This is a genomic window from Flavobacterium davisii (assembly GCF_019565505.1).
Lineage (GTDB): Bacteria > Bacteroidota > Bacteroidia > Flavobacteriales > Flavobacteriaceae > Flavobacterium > Flavobacterium davisii.
The window spans coordinates 108,923-135,832 of sequence record NZ_CP067378.1 but is presented as its reverse complement, the minus strand read 5'-3'; the positions used below and the strand labels follow the sequence as shown (position 1 = coordinate 135,832).

20 protein-coding genes, 1 tRNA gene and 5 pseudogenes are annotated in these 26,910 nt (G+C 29.1%); 15 read left to right on the top strand and 11 right to left on the bottom strand.

The genetic code is table 11. The features are described 5' to 3' along the window. Position 1: 1 nt before the first annotated feature. The 3 genes from JJC05_RS00675 to JJC05_RS00665 form a co-directional block, all read right to left on the bottom strand. Positions 2–856 (bottom strand): OmpA/MotB family protein, encoded by an 855-nt coding sequence (locus JJC05_RS00675; RefSeq protein WP_088394611.1) that lies wholly within the window; start codon positions 854–856, stop codon positions 2–4. 6 nt (positions 857–862) lie between these two features. Beyond that, entirely contained in the window at positions 863–1,864 is a 1,002-nt protein-coding gene (locus JJC05_RS00670; RefSeq protein WP_235877932.1) for a glycosyltransferase family 2 protein, read from the bottom strand. A gap of 221 nt (positions 1,865–2,085) precedes the next feature. Further along, the gene (locus JJC05_RS00665) at positions 2,086–2,535 is read right to left on the bottom strand and encodes a type I restriction enzyme HsdR N-terminal domain-containing protein (RefSeq protein ID WP_105196921.1); all 450 of its coding nucleotides are present in this window, start codon (positions 2,533–2,535) and stop codon (positions 2,086–2,088) included. A 77-nt stretch (positions 2,536–2,612) separates the two neighbouring features. Here JJC05_RS00665 and holA point away from each other — a divergent pair. The 3 genes and pseudogenes from holA to ettA all read left to right on the top strand — a co-directional run bounded on the left by holA (position 2,613) and on the right by ettA (position 5,607). Continuing rightward, positions 2,613–3,616, top strand: a pseudogene (holA, locus tag JJC05_RS00660) (DNA polymerase III subunit delta). A 48-nt stretch (positions 3,617–3,664) separates the two neighbouring features. Then, positions 3,665–3,853 (top strand): CAL67264 family membrane protein, encoded by a 189-nt coding sequence (locus JJC05_RS00655; protein ID WP_041253169.1) that lies wholly within the window; start codon positions 3,665–3,667, stop codon positions 3,851–3,853. Between the two features lie 65 nt (positions 3,854–3,918). Then, a complete protein-coding gene (ettA, locus tag JJC05_RS00650; RefSeq protein WP_105196923.1) occupies positions 3,919–5,607 on the top strand; it encodes an energy-dependent translational throttle protein EttA in 1,689 nt (562 codons plus the stop codon). A gap of 1,339 nt (positions 5,608–6,946) precedes the next feature. Here the strand turns inward: ettA and JJC05_RS00645 are convergent. The 3 genes and pseudogenes from JJC05_RS00645 to JJC05_RS16295 all read right to left on the bottom strand — a co-directional run bounded on the left by JJC05_RS00645 (position 6,947) and on the right by JJC05_RS16295 (position 8,334). Beyond that, a pseudogene (locus JJC05_RS00645) lies at positions 6,947–7,161 on the bottom strand (DUF4377 domain-containing protein). Positions 7,162–7,348: 187 nt separating this feature from the next. Next, positions 7,349–7,690 (bottom strand): endo alpha-1,4 polygalactosaminidase, encoded by a 342-nt coding sequence (locus tag JJC05_RS16300; RefSeq protein WP_258929352.1) that lies wholly within the window; start codon positions 7,688–7,690, stop codon positions 7,349–7,351. 116 nt (positions 7,691–7,806) lie between these two features. Continuing rightward, the gene (locus JJC05_RS16295) at positions 7,807–8,334 is read right to left on the bottom strand and encodes a putative glycoside hydrolase (protein WP_258929351.1); all 528 of its coding nucleotides are present in this window, start codon (positions 8,332–8,334) and stop codon (positions 7,807–7,809) included. A gap of 546 nt (positions 8,335–8,880) precedes the next feature. Between JJC05_RS16295 and JJC05_RS00635 the strand changes: the two genes are divergently transcribed. From JJC05_RS00635 to JJC05_RS00625, 3 genes are read left to right on the top strand one after another with little or no spacing between them, the layout of a single operon-like run. Beyond that, on the top strand, positions 8,881–9,453 hold the full coding sequence (locus JJC05_RS00635; protein WP_105196927.1) for a TetR/AcrR family transcriptional regulator: 573 nt from the start codon (positions 8,881–8,883) through the stop codon (positions 9,451–9,453). A gap of 46 nt (positions 9,454–9,499) precedes the next feature. Continuing rightward, positions 9,500–10,132: an NAD(P)H-dependent oxidoreductase gene (locus tag JJC05_RS00630; RefSeq protein ID WP_105196928.1), complete on the top strand. Its 633-nt coding sequence runs from the start codon at positions 9,500–9,502 to the stop codon at positions 10,130–10,132. A gap of 6 nt (positions 10,133–10,138) precedes the next feature. Continuing rightward, positions 10,139–10,555: an organic hydroperoxide resistance protein gene (locus JJC05_RS00625; protein ID WP_088394890.1), complete on the top strand. Its 417-nt coding sequence runs from the start codon at positions 10,139–10,141 to the stop codon at positions 10,553–10,555. A gap of 1,020 nt (positions 10,556–11,575) precedes the next feature. On the opposite strand, the gene JJC05_RS00620 is transcribed toward JJC05_RS00625, so the two are convergent. The 4 genes and pseudogenes from JJC05_RS00620 to JJC05_RS00605 form a co-directional block, all read right to left on the bottom strand. After that, positions 11,576–12,436 (bottom strand): hypothetical protein, encoded by an 861-nt coding sequence (locus JJC05_RS00620; RefSeq protein ID WP_088391023.1) that lies wholly within the window; start codon positions 12,434–12,436, stop codon positions 11,576–11,578. 326 nt (positions 12,437–12,762) lie between these two features. After that, complete coding sequence (locus tag JJC05_RS00615) at positions 12,763–13,212, bottom strand: ankyrin repeat domain-containing protein (RefSeq protein WP_235877928.1); 450 nt, start codon at positions 13,210–13,212, stop codon at positions 12,763–12,765. A gap of 80 nt (positions 13,213–13,292) precedes the next feature. Then, on the bottom strand, positions 13,293–14,786 hold the full coding sequence (locus JJC05_RS00610; RefSeq protein ID WP_258929349.1) for a catalase: 1,494 nt from the start codon (positions 14,784–14,786) through the stop codon (positions 13,293–13,295). 14 nt (positions 14,787–14,800) lie between these two features. Beyond that, positions 14,801–16,271, bottom strand: a pseudogene (locus JJC05_RS00605) (catalase). Positions 16,272–16,644: 373 nt separating this feature from the next. On the opposite strand from JJC05_RS00605, the gene JJC05_RS00600 reads away from it, so the two are divergent. From JJC05_RS00600 to JJC05_RS00590, 3 genes are all read left to right on the top strand, one after another. Further along, a complete protein-coding gene (locus JJC05_RS00600; RefSeq protein WP_088391015.1) occupies positions 16,645–17,280 on the top strand; it encodes a peroxiredoxin in 636 nt (211 codons plus the stop codon). Positions 17,281–17,501: 221 nt separating this feature from the next. After that, a complete protein-coding gene (locus JJC05_RS00595; RefSeq protein WP_088391013.1) occupies positions 17,502–17,810 on the top strand; it encodes a thioredoxin family protein in 309 nt (102 codons plus the stop codon). Between the two features lie 14 nt (positions 17,811–17,824). After that, positions 17,825–18,082 (top strand): DUF6952 family protein, encoded by a 258-nt coding sequence (locus JJC05_RS00590; protein WP_105196931.1) that lies wholly within the window; start codon positions 17,825–17,827, stop codon positions 18,080–18,082. Between the two features lie 338 nt (positions 18,083–18,420). Here JJC05_RS00590 and JJC05_RS00585 read toward each other — a convergent pair whose 3' ends face one another. Next, positions 18,421–19,062 carry a class I SAM-dependent methyltransferase gene (locus JJC05_RS00585; protein ID WP_127823087.1) on the bottom strand — a complete coding sequence of 214 codons (642 nt, stop codon included), beginning with the start codon at positions 19,060–19,062 and terminating at the stop codon, positions 18,421–18,423. A 959-nt stretch (positions 19,063–20,021) separates the two neighbouring features. Here JJC05_RS00585 and tpx point away from each other — a divergent pair. From tpx to JJC05_RS00550, 6 genes and pseudogenes are all read left to right on the top strand, one after another. Continuing rightward, positions 20,022–20,519 (top strand): thiol peroxidase, encoded by a 498-nt coding sequence (tpx, locus tag JJC05_RS00580; RefSeq protein ID WP_088391025.1) that lies wholly within the window; start codon positions 20,022–20,024, stop codon positions 20,517–20,519. Then, the gene (locus JJC05_RS00575) at positions 20,519–20,893 is read left to right on the top strand and encodes a diacylglycerol kinase family protein (RefSeq protein WP_088391007.1); all 375 of its coding nucleotides are present in this window, start codon (positions 20,519–20,521) and stop codon (positions 20,891–20,893) included. The genes tpx and JJC05_RS00575 overlap by 1 nt, the downstream gene beginning before the upstream one ends. A gap of 47 nt (positions 20,894–20,940) precedes the next feature. Then, a pseudogene (locus JJC05_RS00570) lies at positions 20,941–23,434 on the top strand (DNA translocase FtsK). Between the two features lie 5 nt (positions 23,435–23,439). Next, entirely contained in the window at positions 23,440–25,527 is a 2,088-nt protein-coding gene (gene lolA1, locus JJC05_RS00560) for an outer membrane lipoprotein periplasmic chaperone LolA1 (protein WP_258929347.1), read from the top strand. Between the two features lie 2 nt (positions 25,528–25,529). Then, positions 25,530–26,662: pseudogene (ribB, locus tag JJC05_RS00555) on the top strand (3,4-dihydroxy-2-butanone-4-phosphate synthase). Positions 26,663–26,754: 92 nt separating this feature from the next. Next, positions 26,755–26,839, top strand: a tRNA-Ser gene (locus tag JJC05_RS00550). The last annotated feature ends 71 nt before the right edge of the window (positions 26,840–26,910 follow it).

Here is a 26,910-nt window from a genome sequence, read left to right as displayed (position 1 = left end):
ATTATTTACTTAAATTTTTCATTTCTTTTTCGATCATTTCATAAAATTGATCAATTTTAGGCATGATAATAATTCTAGTACGTCTGTTTTTAGAACGATTTTCAGGAGTATCATTATCCACTAAAGGAATGTGAAAACTTCTACCAGCTGGGATTAATTGCTTAGGATTTACTCCTAAATCTTTTTCTAATACACGAACGATAGAGGTCGCTCTTTTTACAGAAAGATCCCAATTGTCTAATAAAACGCTATTTTTGATAGGTAAATTATCCGTATGACCTTCTACCATACATTCAAAATCAGGTTTGCTATTAACAACTTTTGCAACTTTTGCTAATACACCTTTAGCTTTATCACTTACATCATAGCTACCAGATTTAAATAATAAATTATCTGCTATAGAAATCATGACAACTCCTTTTTCAACATTTATATTAATGTCTGGATCATCTATACCAACTTCACGTTTTAAGCTTGTAACAAGAGCCAATGTTACAGAATCTTTTTTAGTTAAAGCATCTTGTAAACGATTAATTTTTAAATCTTTTTCCTTGATTGCCTCTAACGCTTTTTCTATATTTTGAGCTCCTTTTTGAGTTAAAACAGTCATTTCTTTAGAACTATTAATCAAATCAGAATTATTTCTTCTTAAATTTTGATTTTCATTCTGCAAAGCGGTTAAACTCGCGTTAAGCCCTGATTTTTCTTCTAAACAAGAATTTAATTTAATAGTTGCGGTATTTAACAAGTCTTGCGTTTCTTTGTTTTTAGTTTCTAATTCAGCATATTTCTTTTTAGAAACACAAGAAGTTGTTAAAAGACCTAAAATAGATAATGTTAAAAATGTTTTATTCATTCTAATTTAATTTTTATATTGATAATCAAAAATTTTGCCATTTTTAATAAAATAACGATAAACGATAGAATTTATTTTATAATAATTTCCCTTTTGATTTGTACTTCTCTTTTTGAACTGTTTAGAAAAATTGGTATAAAAATAATAATGAGACCTTAAAATAGCCCAAAAATGTTTGGGTTTTAATTCTACTAAAAATTTAATTCCAGCCATACCATCCAATAACATTCGTACAAATAAAATAGGAATTAATTGAGAGGTAGGAAGATTTTTAGTCATCATCCATAATGAATTTCTGAAATTTAAAAATGTTTTTTCTGGTGATCCTGTCTTTAATGTAGCACCTCCAACATGATAAACAGTAGAAAAACCACAATATTTAATCATGTATCCTTTGTTAAAAGCGCGCCAACATAAGTCAATTTCTTCTTGATGTGCAAAAAAATCAGCATCCAATCCATTTAATTCTCTAAATATTTCTTTTCGTATAAAAAAACAAGCACCAGTTGCCCAAAAAATATCAATAACATCATCGTATTGACCATTATCTTGTTCTAAGGTTTCAAAGATTCTACCTCTACAAAAAGGAAAACCATAACGATCTATAAAACCGCCTGCTGCGCCTGCATATTCAAACATTACTTTGTTTTTATAATCTAATATTTTCGGTTGAGCAATCGCAATCTTTGGGTTTTCATCAAATAATTTCTCAATAGGTTGTAACCAATTTTTAGTTACCTCGATATCGGAGTTTACTAACGCATAAATGTCTTCTTCAACATGTTTTAATGCTTCATTATATCCTTTTGCATAACCAAAGTTGTCTTTGTTTTTTATTATTTTAATATGGGGAAATTGTTCTTTAACAAACGATATTGAATTGTCATTAGAATTATTGTCAGCAACATATATAGTTGCTTCTGGAGAATACTGAATAACAGATGGGAGGAACTGTTCTAATAATTTTTGTCCATTCCAATTAAGTATGACTACAGCAATTTTTTTCATATTTGAGTAGCTTAATTTAATAAGCTTTTAATTTTTATAATAAGTAAAAAGATATTTTATGACCACAAAAATAAGTCTAATTAAAGGGATTGGAGTAAAAAAAATAAAATTTTACTAAAAGTTTTTAATAAAGTAAGGTGATAATAGACTTTGATATAAAAAGTATTAACGGATAAAAAATATAAAAAACATACTATATACTTTTAGGGTATCAAAGAAGATCAATAAGGAGTGTAATCAGGTAATTTATTTAAAAAAACATATTGCTCATTTTTAAAATCCATTGTGCAAAAATAATGGTTGAATCCATTTGTTACCATTAAATGCTGTGCATTTAATACCAAATTATACCGAGCTATTTGATCAAATGTTTTTTGTGTAATTTGTACTTCAGGAGCCTTACATTCTATTAGTAAAAAAATAGATCCATTAGGTTGAAAAACAGCAATATCATATCGTTTACTTAAATTATTAATTTTAATTAATTTTTCTACATTAATACATGATTTGGGATATTTTTTTTCTTCTAATAGAAAGCGAACTACATTTTGTCTAACCCATTCTTCAGGAGTAAGAACAACAAACTTTTTACGGATTTCATCAAAAATAGATACTTTATTTTCGCTACTTTTGAACCGAAATTGATAGGAAGGGAAATTTAACTTTATCATTTTCCAAAAGTAGTTTTTTAATTTCAGGTTTCAAGTTATTTCAAAACGGAAAACTTAAAGTTTAAAACCTTAAAAAAATGGACGAAGCACTAAAAATTATAAAAGATATAAAAGCAGGAATTATCAAACCTATTTATTTTTTAATGGGGGAAGAGCCTTATTATATTGATAAATTGTCAGAGTACATAGAACAAAATATTTTACAAGAACACGAAAGAGATTTTAATCAAACAATACTCTATGGTCGAGATGTTACAATAGAAGATATTGTTGGAAATGCTAAGCGTTATCCTATGATGGCAGATAAACAAGTGGTCATTGTAAAAGAGGCGCAAGAACTATCTCGTACTATTGATAAATTGGAAACTTATGCTGAAAATCCTCAAATTACAACGGTTTTAGTACTTTGTTATAAGTATAAAACTTTGGATAAACGAAAAAAAATCACCAAAGTTTTAGAAAAAAAGGGAGTAGTTTTTGAAAGTAAAAAATTATACGAAAATCAAGTAGGAACTTGGTTAACACGTGTTTTGCAGGGCAAAAACTACAGATTGAACCCAAAGCAATACAGATGTTTGTAGATTTTTTAGGGACTGATTTAAGCAGAATTGCAAATGAAATAGATAAGCTTTCTATAATATTAAAGCAAGGAGATCTTATTACCCCTGCAATTATTGAAGAAAATATTGGTTTTAGTAAAGAATTCAATCCATTTGAATTAAGAAAAGCAATAGGTGAACGAAATCAGCTTCAAGCTTATAAAATAGCAGATCATTTTGCTCAAAACCCGAAAGATAATCCAATAGTTTTAACAATAGGGTTGGTATTTAGCTTTTTTTTACAATTATTGCTATATCACGGATTAAAAGATAAAAATCCTAAAAACGTTGCATCAGTATTAAGAGTAAATCCTTTTTTTGTAAAAGATTATGAATTAGCGGCTCGAAATTATCCCATGAAAAAAGTAAGTGGGATTGTAGCAACCTTAAAAGAGGTCGATTTAAAAAGTAAAGGAGTAGGAGCCATAAATCTTTCACAAGATGATTTATTAAAAGAAATGTTAGTTAAAATTTTTAACTAAATTTACGATATTTGCAACTTTAAAGTAATATAAAATATTGAATTTAAAATGAGTGTAGGAATGAATAAAAATACAGTTCTAGCATGGGCAACATTTATAATGATTGTTATGGGAATAATTTTAATAGGCTTAGGTATTTATCGTTATGCAGATGTAGCAGGATGGGGATTTAGTGCCGTAGGAATCGGTTTTTTTGCTAATGCGTGGGTTTTTAATGCTTTAAAAGGAAGAGTGTAAATAGAGTCCGTTATGGTTCTTAGTCTTCAATCTTTATTCTAAATTCTAAAATTTTAAATCATATTATGTCAGACGATAAGAAAGTAATATTTTCAATGTCGAAGGTAAGTAAAACTTATTCTTCAACTAATAAACAAGTACTAAAAGATATTTATTTAAGCTTTTTTTACGGAGCTAAAATTGGTATTCTAGGTTTAAACGGTTCAGGTAAATCTTCTTTATTAAAGATTATAGCTGGAATTGATAAAAATCATCAAGGCGATGTTGTTTTTGCACCAGGTTATACAGTAGGTTATTTAGAACAAGAACCTCAATTAGATGAAGAAAAGACCGTAATAGAAATTGTTCGTGAAGGCGCAGCAGAAGCAGTTAAATTACTGGAAGAATTCAATACAATCAACGATCAATTTGGTTTGCCAGAAGTTTATGAGAACGCTGATAAAATGCAAAAACTAATGGATCGTCAAGCAGAATTACAAGATAAAATAGATGCTTGTGGTGCTTGGGAATTAGATAATAAACTAGAAGTAGCAATGGATGCACTTCGTTGTCCAGATGCTGATACACCTATAAAAATATTATCAGGAGGAGAGCGCCGTCGTGTCGCTTTATGTCGCTTATTATTACAAGAACCGGATGTTTTGTTATTAGATGAGCCGACTAACCACTTAGATGCGGAATCAGTACATTGGTTAGAACAACATTTACAACAATATAAAGGAACGATTATTGCAGTAACCCACGACCGTTATTTCCTAGATAATGTAGCAGGCTGGATACTTGAATTAGATAGAGGAGAAGGTATTCCGTGGAAAGGAAATTACTCTTCTTGGTTAGATCAAAAAGCAAAACGTTTAGAGCAAGAAGAAAAAACAGAATCAAAACGTCGTAAAATTTTAGAACGTGAGTTAGATTGGGTGCGTCAAGGTGCAAAAGGACGTCAAACAAAACAAAAAGCACGTCTCCAAAATTATGATCGCTTATTAAATGAAGATTCTAAACAATTAGAAGAAAAATTAGAATTATATATTCCTAATGGACCTCGTTTAGGAACTAATGTAATCGAGGCTAAAAATGTAGCCAAAGCATTTGGTGACAAATTATTATATGATAATTTGAATTTTACTTTGCCACAAGCAGGTATTGTAGGAATTATTGGTCCAAATGGTGCTGGTAAATCAACTATTTTCCGTATGATAATGGGAGAGCAACAAGCAGATGCTGGCTCATTTGAAATAGGAGAAACAGTTAAAATAGCATACGTTGATCAAACACATAAAAATATTGATCCAGAAAAATCTATTTGGGAAAACTTTTGTGATGGTCAAGAATTGATCATGATGGGGGGACGACAGGTAAATTCACGTGCCTATTTATCTAAATTTAATTTTTCAGGTAGTGAGCAAAACAAAAAAGTAGCAACACTATCAGGAGGAGAACGTAATCGTTTGCACTTAGCTATGACTTTAAGAGAAGAAGGAAACGTATTATTATTAGATGAACCTACTAATGATCTAGATGTAAATACACTTCGTGCATTAGAGGAAGGATTAGAAAATTTTGCAGGTTGCGCCGTAATTATTTCTCACGATCGTTGGTTTTTAGACCGTGTATGTACTCATATTTTAGCTTTTGAAGGAGATTCACAAGTATATTATTTTGAAGGAGGATTTACAGATTATGAAGAAAATCGTAAAAAGCGTTTAGGTGATTTAGTGCCAACAAGAATCAAATATAAAAAATTAGTGCGATAATAATCAAACACTGATTTTATAAATTAGAGGTTGTCCGAAAAGTAAATTTTAAAATTTATTTTATCATTTTTCAATGGTAATTTTTGGACAATCTCTTTTTTTATTTTTCTAACTTTAAAATTATAGTTTACCCATATTATGCGTTAGAAATTTATTATAAATAGATTAGAACTTTTGAATCTAAAAGAGTATACTTTATGTCCTCAATTAGGTTGTGTTAAAATTTTGGAATCTTCTCATTAATACAAAAGTAGAGATGATATAATATAATATGGACAACTTATTTCTTCGGTCGAAGTGACAAACGCCCTGTTAAATTATGCTTTTGATCTCACAACATTTTTGTTTTTTTTCCTTTTCATCTTTACTACTAAGTTTAATATGTAATCTAGATTTAGAGAAAAAATAGTCGTATTAATGAACTTAATAATGAGCAGAATAAATTATAGACTAAAAATTAAATTACTTCATAGTTTTAAATTTGAGCTCAAAAGAATATGTAAGTTGTTTAAAATTAGTTTATTAATAAGATTAGTAATGCATCTCAAAAATGAGTAAAACTTTTACTTAATCTACTTTTAGTCTATTAAGTAAAAAAAATCCTTTTTAAGCTATTTTATTAATTTGGGGATAAAATTTAAACTATAATTTGACTTGAATGGATCTTTTAAAATATAGATTTGCTTTATTCATAGTTTTGATATAGTTTTTCAGTTCTATTAGTATGAATTATTTTTTTTGTTATGTCTGATATTACTACTATTTGAGTAATAACCATCGTACAGCCATTCGTTTTTTTGCAATCTCCTTTTTGTGTAGTCTTATAGTCAGTTGAAATAACAGTCCAATTGTTTTTCTTTGGGTCAAAAGTTATTTTAGGTGTTAAGGAAGGAATTGTATTTATTTCTTTTTGCTGAGTCCTTTGGGGATTAATAAAAGCCCTTTTTTTTCAACAAGTTTTATTATACCTAGAGTATCTAACTTTTGTTTATTTGTTTGTGATTGCGAAAAGCAATAAAGAGTTGTTATTAGAAAAAATAAGTTTATATGATACCGATATGATCTCATTTATTAAAGAAAAGGTGTTTGTAAAAATAGTCAGTCAATTATTTATAGAATAAATACAATCTCATTTTTTATAGAGTCAAAAAGACTAAAAAAGATAGAGATCATTTAAATTATTTTCCCCCACTTTTAGGCTTTGTTAAAAATGAGGGAAACTAATTTGTTAATTTTATTTCAATATATAATTTTTATTTAAAATATTTTTAAAAATGAAAGATCAAAATTTCATTTTTTAAGAGTTATGTATCTTGTTTACAATTTGTATAAGATTATTTTATTTCGTTACCAGTAATCTTTTTTTACTTACTTCTTTTATTAATGTGTATTTTACATTTGATCCATCAGCTGGAGGATTTTCTACTTTTTCTTCTTTAATAACAAGCTCGTACTCATTACCTTTTTCGTATTTAAATCCTTGAATAGTGTTGTAAAAAAATCCCATTCTTTTTGATTTTTACTCCATTTTATTTGCAAACATTCTGTTTCCATTACCCCCGCGTTGCAAGGTGTGGTGTTTGCTCCAATATAAACAGTTTTTTCGTCTTTATTAGTGTTACAAGATATTAATGTTAAGCCTAAGCTAAAAATTGATAAAATTAATCGTACCATTTTTTTATTTTAATAATTTTAGTGTTATTACTTATTTTATATTGACTATAAAATTAAGAAGAAATTATTAATTAGTGTAATAATCAAAAGCATCAATTATGTCTAAATATACTCCGTCAAAGTTAGCATCTAATATTTTTTTTAAGTAAGAGTTGTTGTTTCCATAAATTATGCTTTGCCAGTTTTCATCCCAATATTTGACTTTAAAATTACCTTTCCAATCAGTGTTTTCCTCATCTAACCAACTGGGTTTGTTTGTATACCAATTTTTGTCCCAATAATAACGATAGCTTTCAGCTTCTCCAATTGACATGTATGAAATAACAAGTCTTTTTCCTCCATTTTCTTTATTTTTTAGTCGATTTACTTCAGAAGCAGTAAAAGGGGTTCCTCTAAAAAACAAATCCATTATTATTAAATCATAATTTGTTTTATTTACGGCTGTAATAAAATCATCTTTAGATTTAAATTGTGTAGGATTTATTATGTATAAGAAGTTTTTAGCATCATTAATACCGTTAATATTTAAATCATTTTCTTGATTGATAGGGTTAGGTAAAGGGGGATAGAGTTTAAGCCTATTTCAGTTGTAGCAAAGGAAGTGTAGTTGTTATTATTATTTTTTGAATACGAGTCCGAAATGTCATTGCCAGTTGTGCAAAAATCAATTACCAATATTTTGTTTCCAGAATTTTTAGAAATATTAAGTAATTTTTTTAGATACTCTGTTCGATCATCAGGGGTAGGCTGATTATCATTTTCAGAACTGTAGAATAAATCTTCTTGACCATTGGCGTCAATAGCATCAAGATAAGAAGAAACAGGAGCTCCTAGACCATCATTTGTTGTTGAGACTAATTCAATTCCATTTTGTGGGATTATTGAAAAATTAGGATTGATGGATTTAGAATATTGGCTAATACCAATTACAAATTCTCGCATTTTTTGCTTGAAATCAATAGATTCTTCTACTTTCAAATTAGTGTCATCATTGTCCTTGTTACAAGAGAAAAAGAACAGTATTGCTATAATAGTTAAATATTTAATTTTCATTTTATTAGTTTAGTTTATAAATACAAATAAGAATTTTTTATTGACTATTTTGTCGGAATATTGAAATTTTTTATTTCCTCTCTTTAGTTTATTTTGTTTGTTAAAATATCTTTTCGTTATAACTTTAACGTTAAATATTTATTTTTATTATTTTATGAGATGAATTGATGGTATTTTGCTAATATGATATTCTGTTTTTTTTTGAAAATATATCATCTTTTTTAGGTTAATATAATTTGTAATTGATTGATAAATAGTTTGATAATAATTTTAATTTTCTCTTTCATTTCTAAATTGGATAGGTTGGTTATTGAGGGCCAAGATAAAAAAAGAAATAAACAAATTATTACGGAAAATCCGTATATATTCCTTTTTTTTTATGGCATGTTTAATTTTGTAGGTTGTTATAGAGAGAGTTTTTATAAAACAGAATTTATCTTTCTTTTTTAGATTTTATTGAAGAAATTGTTTTTATAATTTTTTTAAAAACTAAAGAATGAACGTTCGTTCTTTTTTGTATATTTGTAATCATAAAAAAGAATAGAGATGAGACCTCAATTAAAAGATAAAGAAAAAGCAATATTAGAGGCAACTTTAGAATTAGTGAATAATAATGGGTTTCATGCTTCTTCAATGTCTAAAATAGCACAAAAAGCAAATGTGGCACCTGCTACTATTTATATTTATTTTGAAAATAAGCAAGATCTTATAGATAAACTTTATCTTCATTTAAAGGAAGAAATTAGTGATTGTATTTTTAAAGATTATCATGAAGGAATGTCAGTAGAAGAAGGCTTTAAAGTAATTTGGTATGCTATAGCAAATTATAAGCGAAATCATATTAAAGAAGCTCTTTTTCAATCTTTATGCGATATAACACCTATGATTAATGAGGAAACTCGTAGTAAAGGAATTTCGTATTTAAAAAAGTTTATGGATTTATGTAAAAGAGGACAAGAGGAAGGAATTGTAAAAGATTGTTCGCTTTATTTGATTTATGGATTTGCAGTAAATCCGTTGTCGTTTTTAGTAGCTAAACATCAAACAGGAGAACTCTTTTTTGATGAAAATGTATTAGAAAACGCATATAAATTGGCATGGTATAGTATAAAAAAGTAATAAAATTAAATCTTTAAAATAATAAATTATATAACACGAAGAGAATATGGATTTTTTAGAATTATTGAATAATCGTTATGCTTGTAAAGCAATGACAGGAGAAACGATTCCAGATGAAAAAATAGAAAATATTTTAGAGGCTATTCGATTGACTCCAACTTCTAGTGGATTACAGCCTTTTGAAGTATTTGTAATTACCAATCCAGCTATCAAGGCTGAAATTAGAAAAATAGCATGGAATCAATCACAAGTTACAGATTGTTCTCATTTGCTGGTTTTTGCAGCTTGGGATACTTATACGGCAGAAAGGATAAATCACATGTTTGATTTAACGAATGAAATTAGAGGTATTAAAAATGAAGGTTGGGAAGCATATCGTCAAAAACTTTTATCCTTTTACCCTGAACAAAATTCAGAAGAAAACCACAATCATGCTGCCAAACAAACTTATATAGCACTTATGTCTGCCATGACTCAAGCGGAGTATGAGGGAATTGATAGTACGCCAATGGAAGGTTTTGATCGTGATGAACTAGATAAAATTCTTAATTTAAGAGAAAAGAATTTAAGAAGTACATTAATCCTTCCTTTGGGATATAAAAATGCTCCTAATGACTGGTTGGTAAATCTTAAAAAAGTACGTAAACCTATGAGTGAATTAGTAACATTAATAGATTAAATAAAAATGAAAACATTGTATTCTACAAAGGTAACCGCAACAGGAGGTAGAGAAGGTAGTATAAAATCTGAAGATGGTGTTTTGGATTTTAAAATAGAAATGCCAAAAGAATTAGGAGGTAAAGGAGGTGCTTTTACTAATCCAGAACAATTATTTGCCGCAGGTTATGCAGCTTGTTTTGATAGTGCGCTAAATTTAGTTGCTCGCAATTTAAAAATAAAATTAGAAGGATCTAGTATAACAGCAGAAGTAGGGATTGGACCTAATGGAAATGGTGGGTTTGATTTATCTGTAAGTTTAGTAGCTCAAATAGATGGGGTAGAGAGAGAAGTTGCTGAGGATTTATTAGCTAAAACACATCAAATTTGCCCTTATTCTAATGCAACTAGAGGTAATATTCAGGTAGAGATATCATTAAAATAAGAATAATTATAATCTTTAATCACATTTTACCATCATAATGGTTATTCGTTTGATTGGTATTGTGATAAAAAAATCTCTAGTAGAGATTAAAAATTTATACGATAACCCTAAAAGCAATGGAGGGTGTCTGAAAAGTCAAAATTCAACGTAATCTATCACTTCGATAAAAGGAGAAGTCGCATTATCAGTATATTGTGATTTGCTTCGTCTATTCGAGTAAAGCTCTCGGATCTCCTTATGGTCGAAATGACAAGATTGTGACCTTTTAGGACACTTTCTCATTGCTTTTATTTTATAATTCACTTATGGATAGGTAGCTGTGTATGCAATGTGAATGTCTGAAAGATAGAATGACGCAGTATTTATTTTGTTACTTCAATGCTGTAAAAAAGGAGTCTGTCTTTTTGTTCTTTATATTTTCATTGCAAAGCTTATAACTTAATGATTTAAACTATCTATTTATAGAAAATTTTAAAAGGAAATAAGGAGGCAAAAGCATAATCCCTGATTAAACGTTAGATATTTTAAAAAAACATTTTAGTGATTATCAGTACTTAACAAAATTAAAAAACAGAATCACTAAAAATGTAATTTCTTTTAAGTCAGTAAGTTATGAGATTTGTTTTTTCTAATGCGTAATTAGGGTTTAACCTAGATTATGCGACTCCTTCTTTAGTAGAAGTGACATACAGAACGCTGATTCATTTATTCTAAAAAATGATTCGGATTCTTGTCATACTATGTTTGTCTAGGTAAGTTCTTTGAATATTTATAAATTTATTTCAACAGAAGAAAGAGAAAGATAAAAGCTAAATTTTCATCCCGACGCTAGGAGGGATCACATAAAATGAGTAAGACATAGCTTTTAAAATGTAACCTAAGAAAGTCTACCGTGTAATCTAGAATTAAAAAACTATACTTTAAGAATTAAAAAACTGCCCTTTTTTACACTGCCCCCAAATAGTATCTAACTTTTTGGGGGCAGTGTATTTTGAGCAGTTTTAGTAAAAAATATAATAATTATAATTTATAAGTAACACCAAAAGCAATAATACGTTGTAAAAACCAAAAATGTTGACTTGCTCTATCAGCCGAATCATAAGAGGTGCGAATATCAGGCATATTGATATAGCCTCCTTTAAGCTCTCCTTGAACAAAAAAATGTTTTAAGAAAGTTAAATTTAAACCAGCTTTAGCTGCTAATCCATAACCTGCTAAATGAAATTCGTCATAACGTTCCTTATGAAAAAGCTTAGTATTTGTTTTAGGTAACAGCACACCGCCTCCAATTCCTTCCGTTAAGTTTAATTGTACTTTATCTGTGTTTAGAGTTGGCATGATGTATTTAGTTAAATCATCTACTCGGCTGATTTCAGCATTAATGTAATTAAGCCCATCAGTATGCTCAAAGGTTAAAAAATCTTCAGTTAAATTTATTTGATTTGAATTAATTGGTTGACCTAATTCATTTCTATTTTCACCATATAAGCCTCTGTTTGGGTAATTACCACTATAGTTTACGACCTTATCTTGATACATGACATATTTCATGTGATCTAATCCCAAGGAAATATTATAATGATCGTTGATAAAATATCCTAATCGGAAGTTTGTTTGTGGGATGGTCATTCTAAGAGGATTTATATAATCTATATGCCATCCTTTAGGTTTGTCATGAGCGGGTACATCATAAACAGTGAAGTTATAATCATTTCCTTTAAAAGTAATATCAGAATTACTAAAAGTTTCACGATTTCCACCCCAATAAATATAAAATTTTCCTTTATTGTGTGCTGTATAACGTTCTGAAACCGTTTCTTGAGCTAATGAAAAAAGTGAAAATAAAGAGCTGAAAACGGATAAAAAAATTTTTCTTTTCATTTTTTAAAATATGATTCTTTGTGTTAAAAATTATAAACAAAGATAACTTACATTTTTAACGTTTTTGAGATATTTTTAGATTAAATTCGATATAATAATGAAATTGTAAATAAAAACGTGTTTTAAGATTTATTATTTAATCAATATCTCAAGATTGTTTATGGCTGATCTTGTATATTATCAACTTTTAGAATTAATTGCATTGATGACTAATGGTGTTGTGAGAAGATTAAATTAATGAAAAAGAGTTGTTGTTGAATTAAAAAGGGGGAATATCTATTTAACAGTAATTTAAATACATTATAATAAAAGGAAATGTACTTATTTTATATTTTTGTAGATAAAAATTTAATTATTTCAGTTCTTCCAAAACGTTGTGCATATTCAAGGGTTCTTTTATTTGTTTCTTCATCACATTTTTCGTTGCTTATTATAAATTTAGCAATATCATCTTCACCAGCTACAATAGCTCCCATTAAAGCAGTATTGTTTCTTTTATCTTTTATACATAAATCAGCTCCTTTAGAATGTAAAAATTCAACGGCTTTTTTTTGCCCATTATATGCTGCAATCATAATTGCGGTATAACCATTTTCTCCCTGATAGTTTACATTTATACCTGTTTTAATAAATTCATTCAATATTTCTATGTTAGAGGTTCTAGCTCCATAAAAAAATGATTTTTCAAGTTCTTGTTGTGCGTTAGGGTTTTGCGCGTAGGAAACAAAAAAAACGTTTAATACTAAAATAAATATATAAAATCTTTTTGTGTACATAATTTTAATTTTAAGAAAGAATGCTATAGATACCAGATGATTAAAACTAATATTATAGCATTCTAACGTGTTAATAGAATTTATTTATTATAACTATCTTTAGATAAACCTAGAGCATTACCAACTCTTGTTCCGTATTCTTGATCAGCTTTATATAAAAAGCTAACAATAGTAGCCTGAATCTTTTTATCTTTAACTTTACTTAAATTGTTAGTCCAGTTTTTGATTAAGTTATCTTTTTCTTGTTTAGAATAACCACGGTATAAGATACCTGCTTGATAAAAGTCTTTAGAATCTTTTATTTCTTCGCGTACCATGTAACCATCCAATAGTCTTTTATCATCTGCTTTGAATTCTGTATAAGTAGGATTATTATGACTAGGGAAGTAGTTTGTATCTCCTGTTCTTTCTTCAAAATTCATAGCCCCATCTATATGGTAATTATTTACTTTTACCAAAGGTCTGTTAGCAGGTAATAATTGGTGGTTTTTGCCCAATCTATACATTTGCGCATCAGCATAAGAAAAATTTCGACCCTGAAGCATTTTATCAGGAGAAAAACCAATTCCGTGTACGACTCTAGAAGGAGCAAAGGCTGCGCTTTCAGTGTATTGGAAGAAGTTAGCTGGTATACGATCTAGAACAAGAGTACCTACTTTTGTTTCTTCTACATTAAACCATTGTTTAGTATCATCAAAAATATTAAAGTCATATTTATTAATGTCTTTGTTAGGAATTATTTGTACATACAAATCCCATTTAGGATAATTGCCAGCAGCAATATTATCATACAAATCTCTAGTCATGTGACTAAAATCTTTACCTTGTACCTGAACGACTTCTTCTGCTGTTAAATTTTTGATTCCTTGTAATGATTTGAAATGAAATTTAACCCAAGAAATATCTCCTTTATCATTGATAAATTTGAAAGTATTTACTCCAAAACCATCCATTTCTCTATACGATTTAGGAGTCCCATTATCAGACATTAACCAAGTTAATGTTTGAGTAGCTTCAGGTGTTTTTGAAAAGTAATCAAAAATTCTGTTTTCATCCTGAAGATCAGTAATTGGAGATGGTTTATTAGCATGTGTAAAATCAGGAAATTTAATAGCATCTCTTATAAAGAATGTAGGTATATGATTTCCAACCAAATCCCAGTTACCTTCTTCGGTATAAAATTTTACAGCAAACCCTCTTGGATCTCTTGCTGTTTCTGGAGATCCTTTAGAGTGGATAACACTTGAAAAACGGACTAGAACAGGTGTTTTTTTATCTACTTCAGTAAAAATTTTAGCTTTTGTAAGATCACTTATGTTTTTGGTTAAAATAAAATAACCTTGAGCACCAGTACCTCTTGGGTGCATAACACGTTCTGGGATTCTTTCTCTGCTAAAATGTTGTAGTTTTTCAATTAAATGAACATCTTCTAATAAAACAGGGCCATTTGGACCTAAAGTTAGGGACTGTAAATCTCCATTTACAGGAGCTCCAGCACTGGTTGTAAGTGGAGTTTGGGCAAATGCACTTATAGAGATTATAAGTGATGCACAGGTTAAAAATGATTTTCTCATTACTATTTAAATATTTATATTAAATCTAAATCGGTTAAGCTAATACCTAAAGCCGCTGCAACTCCTTTACCATAATTAGGGTCTGCTTTGTAACAATTAATAATATGACGCTCTTGTATAAATTTTTCTGCTCCGCCTACAGAACGTGCTGTATTTTCAAATAATACTTGTTGTTGTTCAGGAGTCATGATTCGAAACAGATTACTCCGGTTGTGTGTAATAATCATTGTCATCCTCTCTAAAGTCCCAATGATCAACAGCTCCTTCTAGTGCTAAAGCAGGTTCTCTATATTCTTTTTGTTCTTGCCATTTTCCATAACTATTAGGTTCATAGTGTACGGAGTTTCCCCCGTTACCGTCAATACGCATAGCACCATCTTTGTGATGATTATGAAATGGACATCTAGGAGCATTTACAGGGATTTGATAATGATTGACCCCCAATCTATAACGTTGTGTATCACCGTAAGAAAATAATCTGCCTTGTAGCATTCTATCAGGAGAAAAACCGATACCCGGTACAATATTTGCTGGATTAAAAGCTGACTGTTCTACGTCTGCAAAATAATTTTCAGGATTTTTGTTTAATTCTAATACTCCAACGTCTATCAGAGGATAGTCATTATGAGGCCAAACTTTTGTTAAATCAAAAGGATTAAAAGGATAATTTTTAGCATCTTCTTCAGGCATTATTTGTACTTTTAGATGCCATTTAGGGAAATTCCCTTCTTTTATATTATTGTATAAATCTCTTTGATGACTTTCTCTATCCTTACCGATTATTACTTCGGATTCTTGATCAGTTAAACATTCAATTCCCTGAGCTGTTTTAAAATGAAATTTTACCCAAAAACGTTCGTTATTAGCATTTATAAAGCTAAAAGTATGACTACCATAACCATTCATGTGACGGTAACTTTTTGGAATACCACGTTCGCTCATTGTCATGGTAATTTGATGTAAAGATTCAGGTAATAAAGTCCAGTAATCCCAGTTGTTATTAGCACTTCTCAAGTTAGTTCCGGGATCTCTTTTCACTGCTTTGTTTAAGTCAGGGAATTTATAAGGATCGCGAATAAAAAATACAGGGGTATTATTTCCAACTAAATCCCAGTTTCCTTCTTCTGTATAAAATTTTACAGCAAAACCGCGAATGTCTCTTTCTGCATCAGCTGCACCTCGTTCTCCAGCTACTGTTGAAAATCTTAGGAATAAATCCGTTTTTTTACCAATTTCAGAAAATATTTTAGCTTTTGTGTATTTCGTGATATCATGGGTAACGGTAAAAGTTCCAAAAGCAGCAGAACCTTTTGCGTGCATACGTCTCTCAGGGATTACTTCTCTATCAAAGTGCGCTAACTTTTCTAAAAACCAAATATCTTGTAAAAGCATTGGCCCTCTTTTGCCAGCAGTTAAAGAGTTCTGATTATCAGCTATAGGTCTTCCTGATACTGATGTCATTTTGTTTTGTTGATTATGACTCATTTTAATTGTTTTTTATTTATTAAACTTTAGTGTTTTTTTTAAATATTTTAGAAATACTATTTGTACTATAACTTTATATAAAACATTTTATATTATTTATTTTTAATACTATATATAGTGTTTATAATAGTTTTTTGTGTGTTTTTTAATCTTATTTCACTGGCAAATCTAAAGTGGTTTTGTTTATTAATTTTATTTGTTTAATAAATAATATCTATAATACTATTGCTTCATTTTAAAGATTGTAAATATCTTTTTATGCTATAAAGAATATTTATATTTGAATAGAAAATTAATAGTATAGGAGCGTAAGAAGGAAAGATTGTATTTCTAAATTTGCAACCAGAAACAATAAATTTAACACTTATATATTATGGCTTTAGTAGGAAAAAAATTTCCAAATATTACAGTAGATGCAATTTCAGAAATGGGAGATAATTTGAGAATTAATATTCTTGAAGAAGCTACAAAAAATAACAAAAAGGTATTATTATTTTGGTATCCAAAAGATTTTACATTTGTTTGCCCAACGGAATTACATGCTTTTCAGGCTGCTTTGCCAGAATTTGAGAAAAGAAATACAGTTGTAATAGGCGCTTCTTGCGATACAAATGAAGTTCATTTTGCGTGGTTAAATACACCTAAAAATAATGGTGGTATTGAAGGTGTTACGTATCCACTATTAGCTGATACTACTCGTAATTTATCAAAAGCATTAGGTATTTTAGATGCAGAAGAAGTATACGATGAAGAATCTGATGATATTTTATTAGATGGTTCGAATGTAACTTTCCGTGCTACTTATTTGATTGATGAAACGGGTAAAATTTTTCATGAGAGTGTAAATGATATGCCATTAGGAAGAAATGTAACAGAATATTTACGTTTAGTAGATGCTTATACACACGTTCAAACAAAAGGAGAGGTTTGTCCTGCAAACTGGGAAGAAGGTAAAGAAGCAATGAACGCAGATAGATTAAGTACAGCAGCTTACTTAAGTCAAAACTAATCAGTAATTCTCCCAATAATGCAATAATCAATGGCAATGTCTTATAAAATAATTAGATATTGCTATTGTTATTGCAACTTTTTTAAAAATCTTGATAAATCTTAATGATATATTGATATTATTAAGTAAATTTCCTTATCTAAAATAATAACCACGAAACAAAAATTAATGACAATATCTTATTAAAAAGTATTGGCATTACTGTTCCAATTTATATAAATATGTTAATAGAATTAAACGAAGATACATTACAAAATGTAATTAATGAAAATGACAAAGTAGTAGTACAATTTTCTGCCTCATGGTGTGGTAATTGTAGAATCATGAAACCAAAATTTAAAAAGTTATCTACAGAAAATGAAAGTCTTACTTTTGTAATAATAGATGCTGAAAATTCACCTGAGTCTAGAAAATTAGCTAACGTTTCTAATTTACCTACATTTGCAACTTTTGTTAATGGGAAATTAGTTAAAGAGACACAAACCAATAAAGCAGAGGTATTAAGTGACTTAGTTAGTGAAATACTTTAATTAAATTATAGATTATGAAATTACCTGTTATAAAGCACCTAACTCAATTTATAGAAGAAAATGATAGCGATTATTTAGTAGAAACAATTGCTGTATTAGAAAATCTTACAGAATTAGAATCTCTAAAAGATGAGGAGATAGATGTTATTGGAGAACTAATTTCTAATCTTTATGGTGCTTTAGAAGTTCAAAAGCTAATTAAAGAAGGAAAAGAAAAGAAAGTAGCATTAAATGAATTTATGAAACGCGTGCTAGGATCTATTGATAAATAAATAATAAGAGGTATTCTAAAAGTAAAAAAATATTTAAAGTTAGAGAAAATGCGAAATTTGGGTTTAATATTTTACTTTTAGAACACCCTCTTATCTTAATTTATTTTATTTAAAGATATTTTAAACTCATAAAAATTTACGCAATAGACTCTTGTGATAAAATAAAAGAGCTATGCAGAGAAAAAGGGAAAGAAATTTTTTCTCCCAGATCTGATTTGAATCTTCCTCTTTTTTAATGAAGAGAAAAAGACAATTTTTTTATAAATGAATAGAAAATTAATAAAACCTTTTTATTTAATTTTCAACAACTAGAAAAAGAAAGAGATATTCTTCTTTTTTCAAGATTTTTCAATAGATTTATTAGTGTCAGAATTTCTTTTAAAAGAACAAAATATAAAATTTTGAATTGTGTTGAATGGCGTTTTGTGTTCTATTTCTTGATCTTCAATCATTTCGAAATCAGGATAAAAAACCGCCTTTAATGTAGTGCTAGAGTATTGATTTACGGGGAGTCCACTGCATTTTATAGGGCCTTTTTTTGAAAATGTCCCTATAATAAGATTTCCGTTTTCTTTAATACTTCCAGCCGCTATTTTTTTATAAAGATCTATATCCACTGGATTTGTAAAAAAATGAAAAGAAGCTCTATCATGCCATACATCAAACTTTTCTTCTGAAACAAAATCTATGACATCATGGGTTATGAAATTAACCTTTCGAGAATCTTTTCCTAGTCTTTTTTGTATCCGTTCAATAGCATTTTTTGAAATATCGAGTAAATATAAATGGATATAACCTAAATTTAAAAGATGGTCTATTAAATAACTATCTCCCCCGCCTACATCTATTATTTTAGCATCTTTAGGTAAGTTCAGTTTTTCAATAAAATATATAGAGGATTCTGGATTTTTTTGATACCAACTAACTTCATCTTCTTTTTTTGTTGAAAAAACATGCTCCCAATGTGCTTTCTTATCCATAATTTTAATAATAACCTAATAATAAGGAAAAATAAAAATAATAACTTTTATTTAAAAGATTTCTAATAAGATAAATTTTAACAAAAAATAATTAAAATAAGTGCTGTTTTAATCCAGATTCCGCATTAGACTTCGTTGTGAAACAAAATTTTTCAATAAATTCAAGTGCTCACGGAAAATTTTAGAAGAAGAAATAGTGAACTATTTTGATGATTAAAATTTGAGTACGTGCTTGAATTTGAAGAAAAATAAAGTGGAATAGATTTACTTCGTCTATTCGCTACGCTCGGGTCTAATGTGTAATCTGGGTTTAACCAAAATTCCGAATTAGTTTTTATTGTAAAAAATGAATAAATTCAAATGCTTACCGGAATTTTAGAAGAAAAATAGAAAACTATTTTGATGATTAATAAGGAATACTTACTGAAACGCTGATTATACGTTAGCGATTTATCACAAATAAAAAGATTTTGAATCTAAAAAAAAATACTCTTTTTCTCTTTCAATTAGGTTTTCTTAAAAGTTCGTAATCTTGCTATTTGTACAACAAGAGAAATTACATAATATTGATAATTTGACTTCTCATACTTTAGTCGAAGTGGTAAATTACGTGTTAAGTTATAGTTTTTGACTACCAAATTCGCAAGAAAAATTTTCATGTATTTTTTTTGCCTTTCTATCTTCAACATGAAGTATAAGGGAATTTGAGTTTAATTCATGTTTACATAATTAATGGGCTTTATGAAACATTTTGGTAATAGATCAAATAGAATATTTTTAGAGCAGGAAGTACTATTTAATTCATTATATAAATAATTGAAGAGGCTGATTTTGAGGCTTCCATATTTTTGTTTTCTATACAAAATAAGATTTATATATTAATTCTCAATATTTACGTTTTTATTAAGAAAAAATATTTGAAAAATATCCTTATTTTTGGAGCTTTAAAAAATGAAATTATGGCACAAATAACATTTAAAGGAAATACAATAAATACAGTTGGAGAATTGCCTGTAGTAGGATCAAAGGCTAATTCTTTTGAATTAGTAGCAACTGATTTATCTATTAAAAAATTAGAGGATTTTAAAGGACAAAAAATAGTATTAAATATTTTTCCTAGTATAGATACAGGAATTTGTGCTGCTTCTGTTCGAAAATTTAATGAAACGGCATCAAAATTAGAAAACACAAAAGTGTTGTGTATTTCTAGAGATTTACCATTTGCACAAACTCGTTTTTGTGGAGCAGAAGGATTGGAAAATGTTATTAATTTATCGGATTTTAAAACAGGTAGTTTTGGTGCTGATTATGGATTGACTATAGTAGAAGGACCGTTAGCAGGTTTACATTCTCGTTGTGTAATTGTATTAGATGAAAACGGAATTATAAAATATACAGAGCAAGTTGCGGAAATTGCCCAAGAACCTAATTATGAATCTGCTTTAGCTTCTTTATAATGAAATTTGAAAAAGACGAAACGTTATTTACAGGTCGATTAAAAAGTATACGATTTGCTGCTAAAGGAGCATTTAAATTAATTACGACAGAGCATAGCGTAATGGTACAATCTTCATTAGCCGTATTAATGTCATTAGCAGGATATTATTTTGAAATTACTCGAGAAGAGTGGATGTTTCAAATATTTGCTTTTGGATTAGTTTTAAGTGTTGAAGGCTTGAATACAGCGGTTGAAAAATTAGCTGATTTTGTACATCCCGATTTTCATGAAAAAATTGGATTCATAAAAGATATTGCTGCTGGTGCTGTTTTTTTTGCAGCTATGACCGCCTTTGTTATAGGAAGTTTTATCTATTTGCCTAAAATAGTATAAGTCTAATTGTTATAAATCGACCTATTTTTTAAAAATATAATGGCTAAATCAAAAAGAAAGAAAATACATCTGCCGAAGTAGAATCTGAAAATTCACAAAGACGATTTGGAGTAAGCCGTCAACAAAAAATAACATTTGGAATTTTACTTATATTGTTTTCTATTGCATTAGCAATTTCCTTTATTTCCTATTTTGTTAATGGTAAACTGGATCAAAGTGAAATTAATGAATTTGGTAATAGAGAATCACAAGTTCAAAACTGGTTAGGGAAATTAGGCGTATTTTTAGCTCATTTTTTTGTCTACCAAGGATTTGGTGTTGCCGCATTTTTCTTTGTAAGATTGTTGTTTTTAACAGGATCTTACTTAGTACTTGATTTAGCAGTTTCTAAATTAAAGAAAACGTGGTTTTGGGATATTTTTGTCATTATAATTCTTTCTATTCTTTTTGGATTTTTTAGTACTTCTCTTCCTGAATTAGGAGGGGTCATAGGATTTGAAATGAATTCTTTTTACAAGATTATTTAGGAAAAGCAGGTACTTTACTTACCTTACTTTTTGGAATAGTTATTTATCTTATTTTTAAGATAAAAATATCGCCAGAAGCTATTAAAGCAGCTTTTGAGAAAACAAAAACCGAATTAAAAGAAGATTTTAAAAATCCATTATCTAAAGAAAGTACAACAGTTTATAATTTAGAGGAATTTGCCGTTCAAGAAGAAGAAGTTCAACCTCTATTAAAAGAGAAAGAAAAAAATACTAAAGCTCTAACTGAAATATTAGAAGAAGATTACGATGATGAGGAGTTAGAAGGTATTGTATTAAAAACAATTCCTTCCCAGTTTGAAAAGAATAAAGAAATTTTAAAACCTACTATAGAAAATTCTTCTGAATTGACTTTAGATCTTAATCCTACTTCTAAACCATTAAGCGAATTAGAACATAATTCAGATGAATTAGTAATTCAAAAAGTAGAAGAAGAAGATATTATTGAAGAAAATCTAGCAGAGCGTTTAGTGGCTCATTTTGGCGAATTTGACCCCACATTAGATCTTTCCAACTATAAATTTCCAACTATAGATTTATTAAAGGAATATGGTTCGGGAGGTATTACAATTAATCAAGAAGAACTAGAAGAAAATAAAAATCGTATTGTAGAAACACTTCGTAACTACAAGATTGATATTGCTCAAATAAAGGCTACTGTTGGACCTTCTGTAACATTGTATGAAATAGTGCCAGAAGCAGGTGTTCGCATATCTAAAATAAAAAGTTTAGAAGATGATATTGCACTTTCGTTGGCAGCATTAGGAATTCGTATTATAGCTCCGATGCCGGTAAAGGAACCATTGGCATTGAAGTGCCTAATAAAAATCCAACCTTAGTACCTATGAAAGGTGTTATAGCATCAGCAAAATTTCAAGAAGCAGAAATGGAGTTGCCAATTGCTCTAGGGAAAACTATTTCTAATGAAACATTTGTGGTTGATTTAGCTAAAATGCCTCACTTATTAATGGCGGGGGCAACGGGACAAGGTAAATCAGTAGGATTAAATGCTGTACTTACTTCTTTATTATATAAGAAACATCCAGCTGAAGTTAAATTTGTGTTAGTTGATCCTAAAAAAGTAGAATTAACCCTTTTTAATAAAATAGAAAGGCATTATTTAGCAAAATTACCAGATACAGAAGATGCTATTATAACCGATAATTCAAAAGTAATAACCACGCTGAATTCATTGTGTGTAGAAATGGATAATCGTTATTCTTTATTAAAAGATGCGATGGTACGTAATATTAAGGAATACAACGAAAAATTCAAACAAAGAAAATTAAATCCAGAGTTAGGACATCGCTTTTTACCTTATATTGTGCTAGTAGTAGATGAGTTTGCTGATTTAATCATGACAGCAGGTAAAGAGGTTGAAACACCTATTGCCCGTTTGGCACAATTAGCCAGAGCAATTGGAATTCATTTAATAATAGCAACACAACGTCCTTCAGTAAACGTGATTACAGGTATTATTAAGGCTAATTTCCCTGCGCGTATTGCTTTTAGAGTTACATCTAAGATAGATTCTAGAACCATTTTAGATCAACAAGGTGCTGATCAATTAATAGGTAGAGGAGACTTATTATATACCAATGGTAATGATTTAGTGCGTGTACAATGTGCCTTTGTAGATACCCCAGAAGTAGAAAAGATTACAGAATTTATAGGGGCTCAAAAAGCTTATCCTAATGCTTATTTGCTTCCTGAATTTGTAGGTGAAGATGGGGGAGGGACAAGTCTTGATATTGATATTTCAGAACGAGATTCTCTTTTTAGAGATGCAGCAGAGGTAATCGTTACAGCTCAGCAAGGTTCAGCTTCTCTAATTCAACGAAAATTAAAATTAGGATATAATCGTGCAGGTCGACTAATAGATCAGTTAGAAGCGGCCGGTATAGTAGGTCCTTTCGAAGGAAGTAAAGCGCGTACTGTAAATATACCTGATTTGGTTGCTCTTGAACATTTTTTAAATAATGAAAAAAATAATTAAATAAAATGAAAAGAATAATTGTATTATTATTAGCCTTAACTTCTATTAATTTACAAGCCCAAAATGATGCAAAAGCAAAAGCTTTATTAGATAAAGTGGCGGCAAAGGTTAAGTCTTTTAAAACTATTCAAGTAGATTTTAAATATAATTTACAAAACGCTAAAGAAGGAATTAATCAAGATAGTAAAGGAAATGTTACCTTGTCTGACAATAAATATCTTTTGAATTTTATGGGCGTTACTAAAATTTGTGATGGAGCAAAAGTATATACAATATCAAAAGAAGATGAAGAAGTTTCAATTGCAAAAGTGAGAAATGAAGAAGAAGCAGATACTCCAGCAAAAATGTTGACCTTCTTTAATAATGGTTTTAAATATAATTGGGACATAAATCAAAGTATTAAAGGTAAAAAAATTCAATATATAAAGTTGACACCAATAGGATCTAAAGATGATCGTAAACAAATTTTAGTGGGAGTTGATATAGCAACTCAACTAATTTATAATACGATTACTTTAAATAAAAATGGAACAAAAGTAACGTTAACAGTTAATTCTCTAAAAACAAATGGAGCTTTACCTAAAAACTATTTTACCTTTGTGAAAGCAAAATACCCCAATTATTACATCAATAACTTCGGATTAATCTTACGAATGAAAATCCTAGACCGATATTTACTTAAGTCCTTCTTGATTACATTTACTTCCGTATTTGTAATCTTGTTTTTTATATTTATTTTACAAACTGTTTGGTTATTTATATCTGAATTAGCAGGTAAAGACCTTGATTTTTTTATGATTACCAAGTTTTTAATTTTTGCAACCCCTAAGCTGATGCCTATGGTAATACCTTTAACAGTATTGTTGGCTTCTATTATGACATTTGGGGATTTAGCAGAACATTATGAATTTGCTGCTATGAAATCAGCAGGCGTTTCCTTCTTTAGAAGTTTAAAAATTTTATTAGTATTCATTTTTGGTTTAAGTATAATAGCTTTCTTTTTTGCTAATAATGTTATACCTTATTCAGAATATAAGTTTACCAATTTTAGACGAAATTTAGCACAAGTAAAGCCAGCATTAGCTATTGCTGAAGGTCAATTTTGTGATATAGGAGAATTTAATATAAAAGTCGAAAAAAAGGAAGGAGAAAAAGGAGAAAAACTTAAAAACGTTACGATACATAAAAAGTCAAATCAAGGAGAAGGAGCAAAAACAGTAATCAAATCAAAAGAAGGTCTTTTGTTATCATCAGAGTCTAATGATTTGCTACAATTAATCTTAAAAGAAGGCTACTATTATGAGGACGTTAGTCCTGTTGATTATGAGCAACGCCGGAAGCTACCCTTCGTAAAAGTTTTTTTTAAAAAGTATACAATCAATATTGATTTATCTAAACTAAATACTAATGAAGCCTTGAAAGATGAATTAAAAAATTCTGATGCAATGCTTAAAATTAATGATTTAAAATATACGGCAGATTCCTTAAGAGCTAATTATAATAAAGAACTCATTGCACTTGCAGATAATAATTATCAACGTCTTGGAATTACAAATGATTATAATGTAGATACATTAAAAATTAAGAACACAAAGAAAACAGATTTATTACGCATTGTTAAAAACAATTCATCTAAAATTAATGTATTAAATGTAGCTGAAAGTGATTTAATAAGTACTAAAAGTAATTTAGAGATGTATGAATTTGCAATGCTCTCAAAAGAAAAAGAAATAAATGGTTATTTAAATGCCATTTTTGAAAAGTTTACTTTTAGTTATGCCTGTATACTTATGTTTTTTATAGGGGCACCATTAGGAGCCATTATTCGTAAAGGAGGATTAGGATTACCTATTGTATTTGCTATGCTTATTTTTATTTCGTTTCATTTTATGAATACATTTAGTAAAAAAATGGCACAAGAATCCCAAATACCCGTTTTTTTAGGAGCTTCTCTAGCTTCTCTAATATTAACTCCTTTAGCTATTTATTTAACTAAAAAAGCAGTTAATGATAACGGAGACGTTAATTTTGATTTTATTACAGAACCATTTAAGATTATATATACAAAACTAACACAACTCAAAAAAAAATAAAAATGGAAACACAAACCATTAAATTAAATACCATTGAAGAAGCAATAGAAGATATTCGCCAAGGAAAAGTAATTATTGTCGTTGATGATGAAGATAGAGAAAACGAAGGCGATTTTCTTGCCGCAGCCGAAAAGATTACACCTGAAATGGTAAATTTCATGGCTACCTATGGTAGAGGACTTATTTGTGCACCACTAACAGAAACACGTTGCAAAGAATTAGGACTTAATCCCATGGTAACGAATAATACAGATCACATGGAAACGGCTTTTACTGTTTCTGTAGACTTAAAAGGACATGGCGTTACTACAGGTATATCAGCTTCTGATAGAGCTAAAACAGTTCAAGCATTAGTAAATCCTGATACGAAGCCTTTTGATTTAGCCCGTCCAGGTCATATTTTTCCTTTAATAGCAAAAAAAGGAGGTGTCTTACGTCGTACAGGACATACAGAAGCAGCCATAGATTTTGCTCGTTTAGCGGGTTTAAAACCTGCTGGCGTTATTGTAGAAATTATGAATGAAGATGGTACTATGGCTAGATTACCTCAACTAGTAGAAGTAGCTCAAAAATTTAATTTAAAATTAGTTTCTATAGAGGATTTGGTGGCTTACAGAATGCAACATGATAGTTTGATTGTAAAAAGGAAGATTTTGATATACAAACTCGATTTGGCATTTTCCGCTTAAGAGCTTACGAACAAATTACTAATAAGCAAATTCATATTGCCTTAACGAAAGGAACTTGGAATTCAGGAGAAGCTGTTCTAACCAGAATTAATTCATCTCAAGTTAATAATGATCTATTAGGAACATTGACAAATAATGTTGATAAACAATTAGATGATATGTTCCGAGTTATTAATGAACAAGGTAAAGGAGCTGTTATTTTTATTAACCAAGATATACAAACAATAAGTCTTTTAAATCGTATTACAGAATTAAAAGAATTACAGCAACAAGGAGAGATGAAAGCACCTAAAATAGTAATTGATAGTAAAGACTATGGGATAGGAGCTCAAATCCTTCATGATATAGATATAACAAAAATTCGTTTAGTATCTAATACAGAAGTAGGAAAACGAGTAGGAATGATAGGTTATGGATTGGAAATAATAGAATATGTAAAATATTAAAAATTTATATATTTTTTTAAAATAAAAGTTTGTATAAATAAAAAACTATCTTATATTTGCACTCGCGATACAGAAGTATAGCGAGTTTTACTGGAGAAATGGCAGAGTGGTCGAATGCGGCAGTCTTGAAAACTGTTGACTGTAACAGGTCCGGGGGTTCGAATCCCTCTTTCTCCGCAGGTTTAACACCCTAACCCTTCTAAACAAAGGAGTTAGGGTTTTTTGTTTTCCAAATATCCCCACAATTT

Excerpts from the sequence above, each read along its gene's own strand:
- JJC05_RS00585 (WP_127823087.1), bottom strand. The coding sequence starts at position 19,062 with ATGGATAAGAAAGCACATTGGGAGCATGTTTTTTCAACAAAAAAAGAA.
- ettA (WP_105196923.1), top strand. The coding sequence starts at position 3,919 with ATGTCAGACGATAAGAAAGTAATATTTTCAATGTCGAAGGTAAGTAAA.
- JJC05_RS16295 (WP_258929351.1), bottom strand. The coding sequence starts at position 8,334 with ATGAAAATTAAATATTTAACTATTATAGCAATACTGTTCTTTTTCTCT.
- JJC05_RS00600 (WP_088391015.1), top strand. The coding sequence starts at position 16,645 with ATGGCTTTAGTAGGAAAAAAATTTCCAAATATTACAGTAGATGCAATT.
- JJC05_RS00630 (WP_105196928.1), top strand. The coding sequence starts at position 9,500 with ATGGATTTTTTAGAATTATTGAATAATCGTTATGCTTGTAAAGCAATG.
- JJC05_RS00620 (WP_088391023.1), bottom strand. The coding sequence starts at position 12,436 with ATGAAAAGAAAAATTTTTTTATCCGTTTTCAGCTCTTTATTTTCACTT.
- tpx (WP_088391025.1), top strand. The coding sequence starts at position 20,022 with ATGGCACAAATAACATTTAAAGGAAATACAATAAATACAGTTGGAGAA.
- JJC05_RS00590 (WP_105196931.1), top strand. The coding sequence starts at position 17,825 with ATGAAATTACCTGTTATAAAGCACCTAACTCAATTTATAGAAGAAAAT.
- JJC05_RS16300 (WP_258929352.1), bottom strand. The coding sequence starts at position 7,690 with ATGGATTTGTTTTTTAGAGGAACCCCTTTTACTGCTTCTGAAGTAAAT.
- JJC05_RS00675 (WP_088394611.1), bottom strand. The coding sequence starts at position 856 with ATGAATAAAACATTTTTAACATTATCTATTTTAGGTCTTTTAACAACT.
- JJC05_RS00575 (WP_088391007.1), top strand. The coding sequence starts at position 20,519 with ATGAAATTTGAAAAAGACGAAACGTTATTTACAGGTCGATTAAAAAGT.
- JJC05_RS00670 (WP_235877932.1), bottom strand. The coding sequence starts at position 1,864 with ATGAAAAAAATTGCTGTAGTCATACTTAATTGGAATGGACAAAAATTA.
- lolA1 (WP_258929347.1), top strand. The coding sequence starts at position 23,440 with ATGAAAAGAATAATTGTATTATTATTAGCCTTAACTTCTATTAATTTA.
- JJC05_RS00635 (WP_105196927.1), top strand. The coding sequence starts at position 8,881 with ATGAGACCTCAATTAAAAGATAAAGAAAAAGCAATATTAGAGGCAACT.
- JJC05_RS00610 (WP_258929349.1), bottom strand. The coding sequence starts at position 14,786 with ATGAGAAAATCATTTTTAACCTGTGCATCACTTATAATCTCTATAAGT.
- JJC05_RS00625 (WP_088394890.1), top strand. The coding sequence starts at position 10,139 with ATGAAAACATTGTATTCTACAAAGGTAACCGCAACAGGAGGTAGAGAA.
- JJC05_RS00595 (WP_088391013.1), top strand. The coding sequence starts at position 17,502 with ATGTTAATAGAATTAAACGAAGATACATTACAAAATGTAATTAATGAA.
- JJC05_RS00615 (WP_235877928.1), bottom strand. The coding sequence starts at position 13,212 with ATGTACACAAAAAGATTTTATATATTTATTTTAGTATTAAACGTTTTT.
- JJC05_RS00655 (WP_041253169.1), top strand. The coding sequence starts at position 3,665 with ATGAGTGTAGGAATGAATAAAAATACAGTTCTAGCATGGGCAACATTT.
- JJC05_RS00665 (WP_105196921.1), bottom strand. The coding sequence starts at position 2,535 with ATGATAAAGTTAAATTTCCCTTCCTATCAATTTCGGTTCAAAAGTAGC.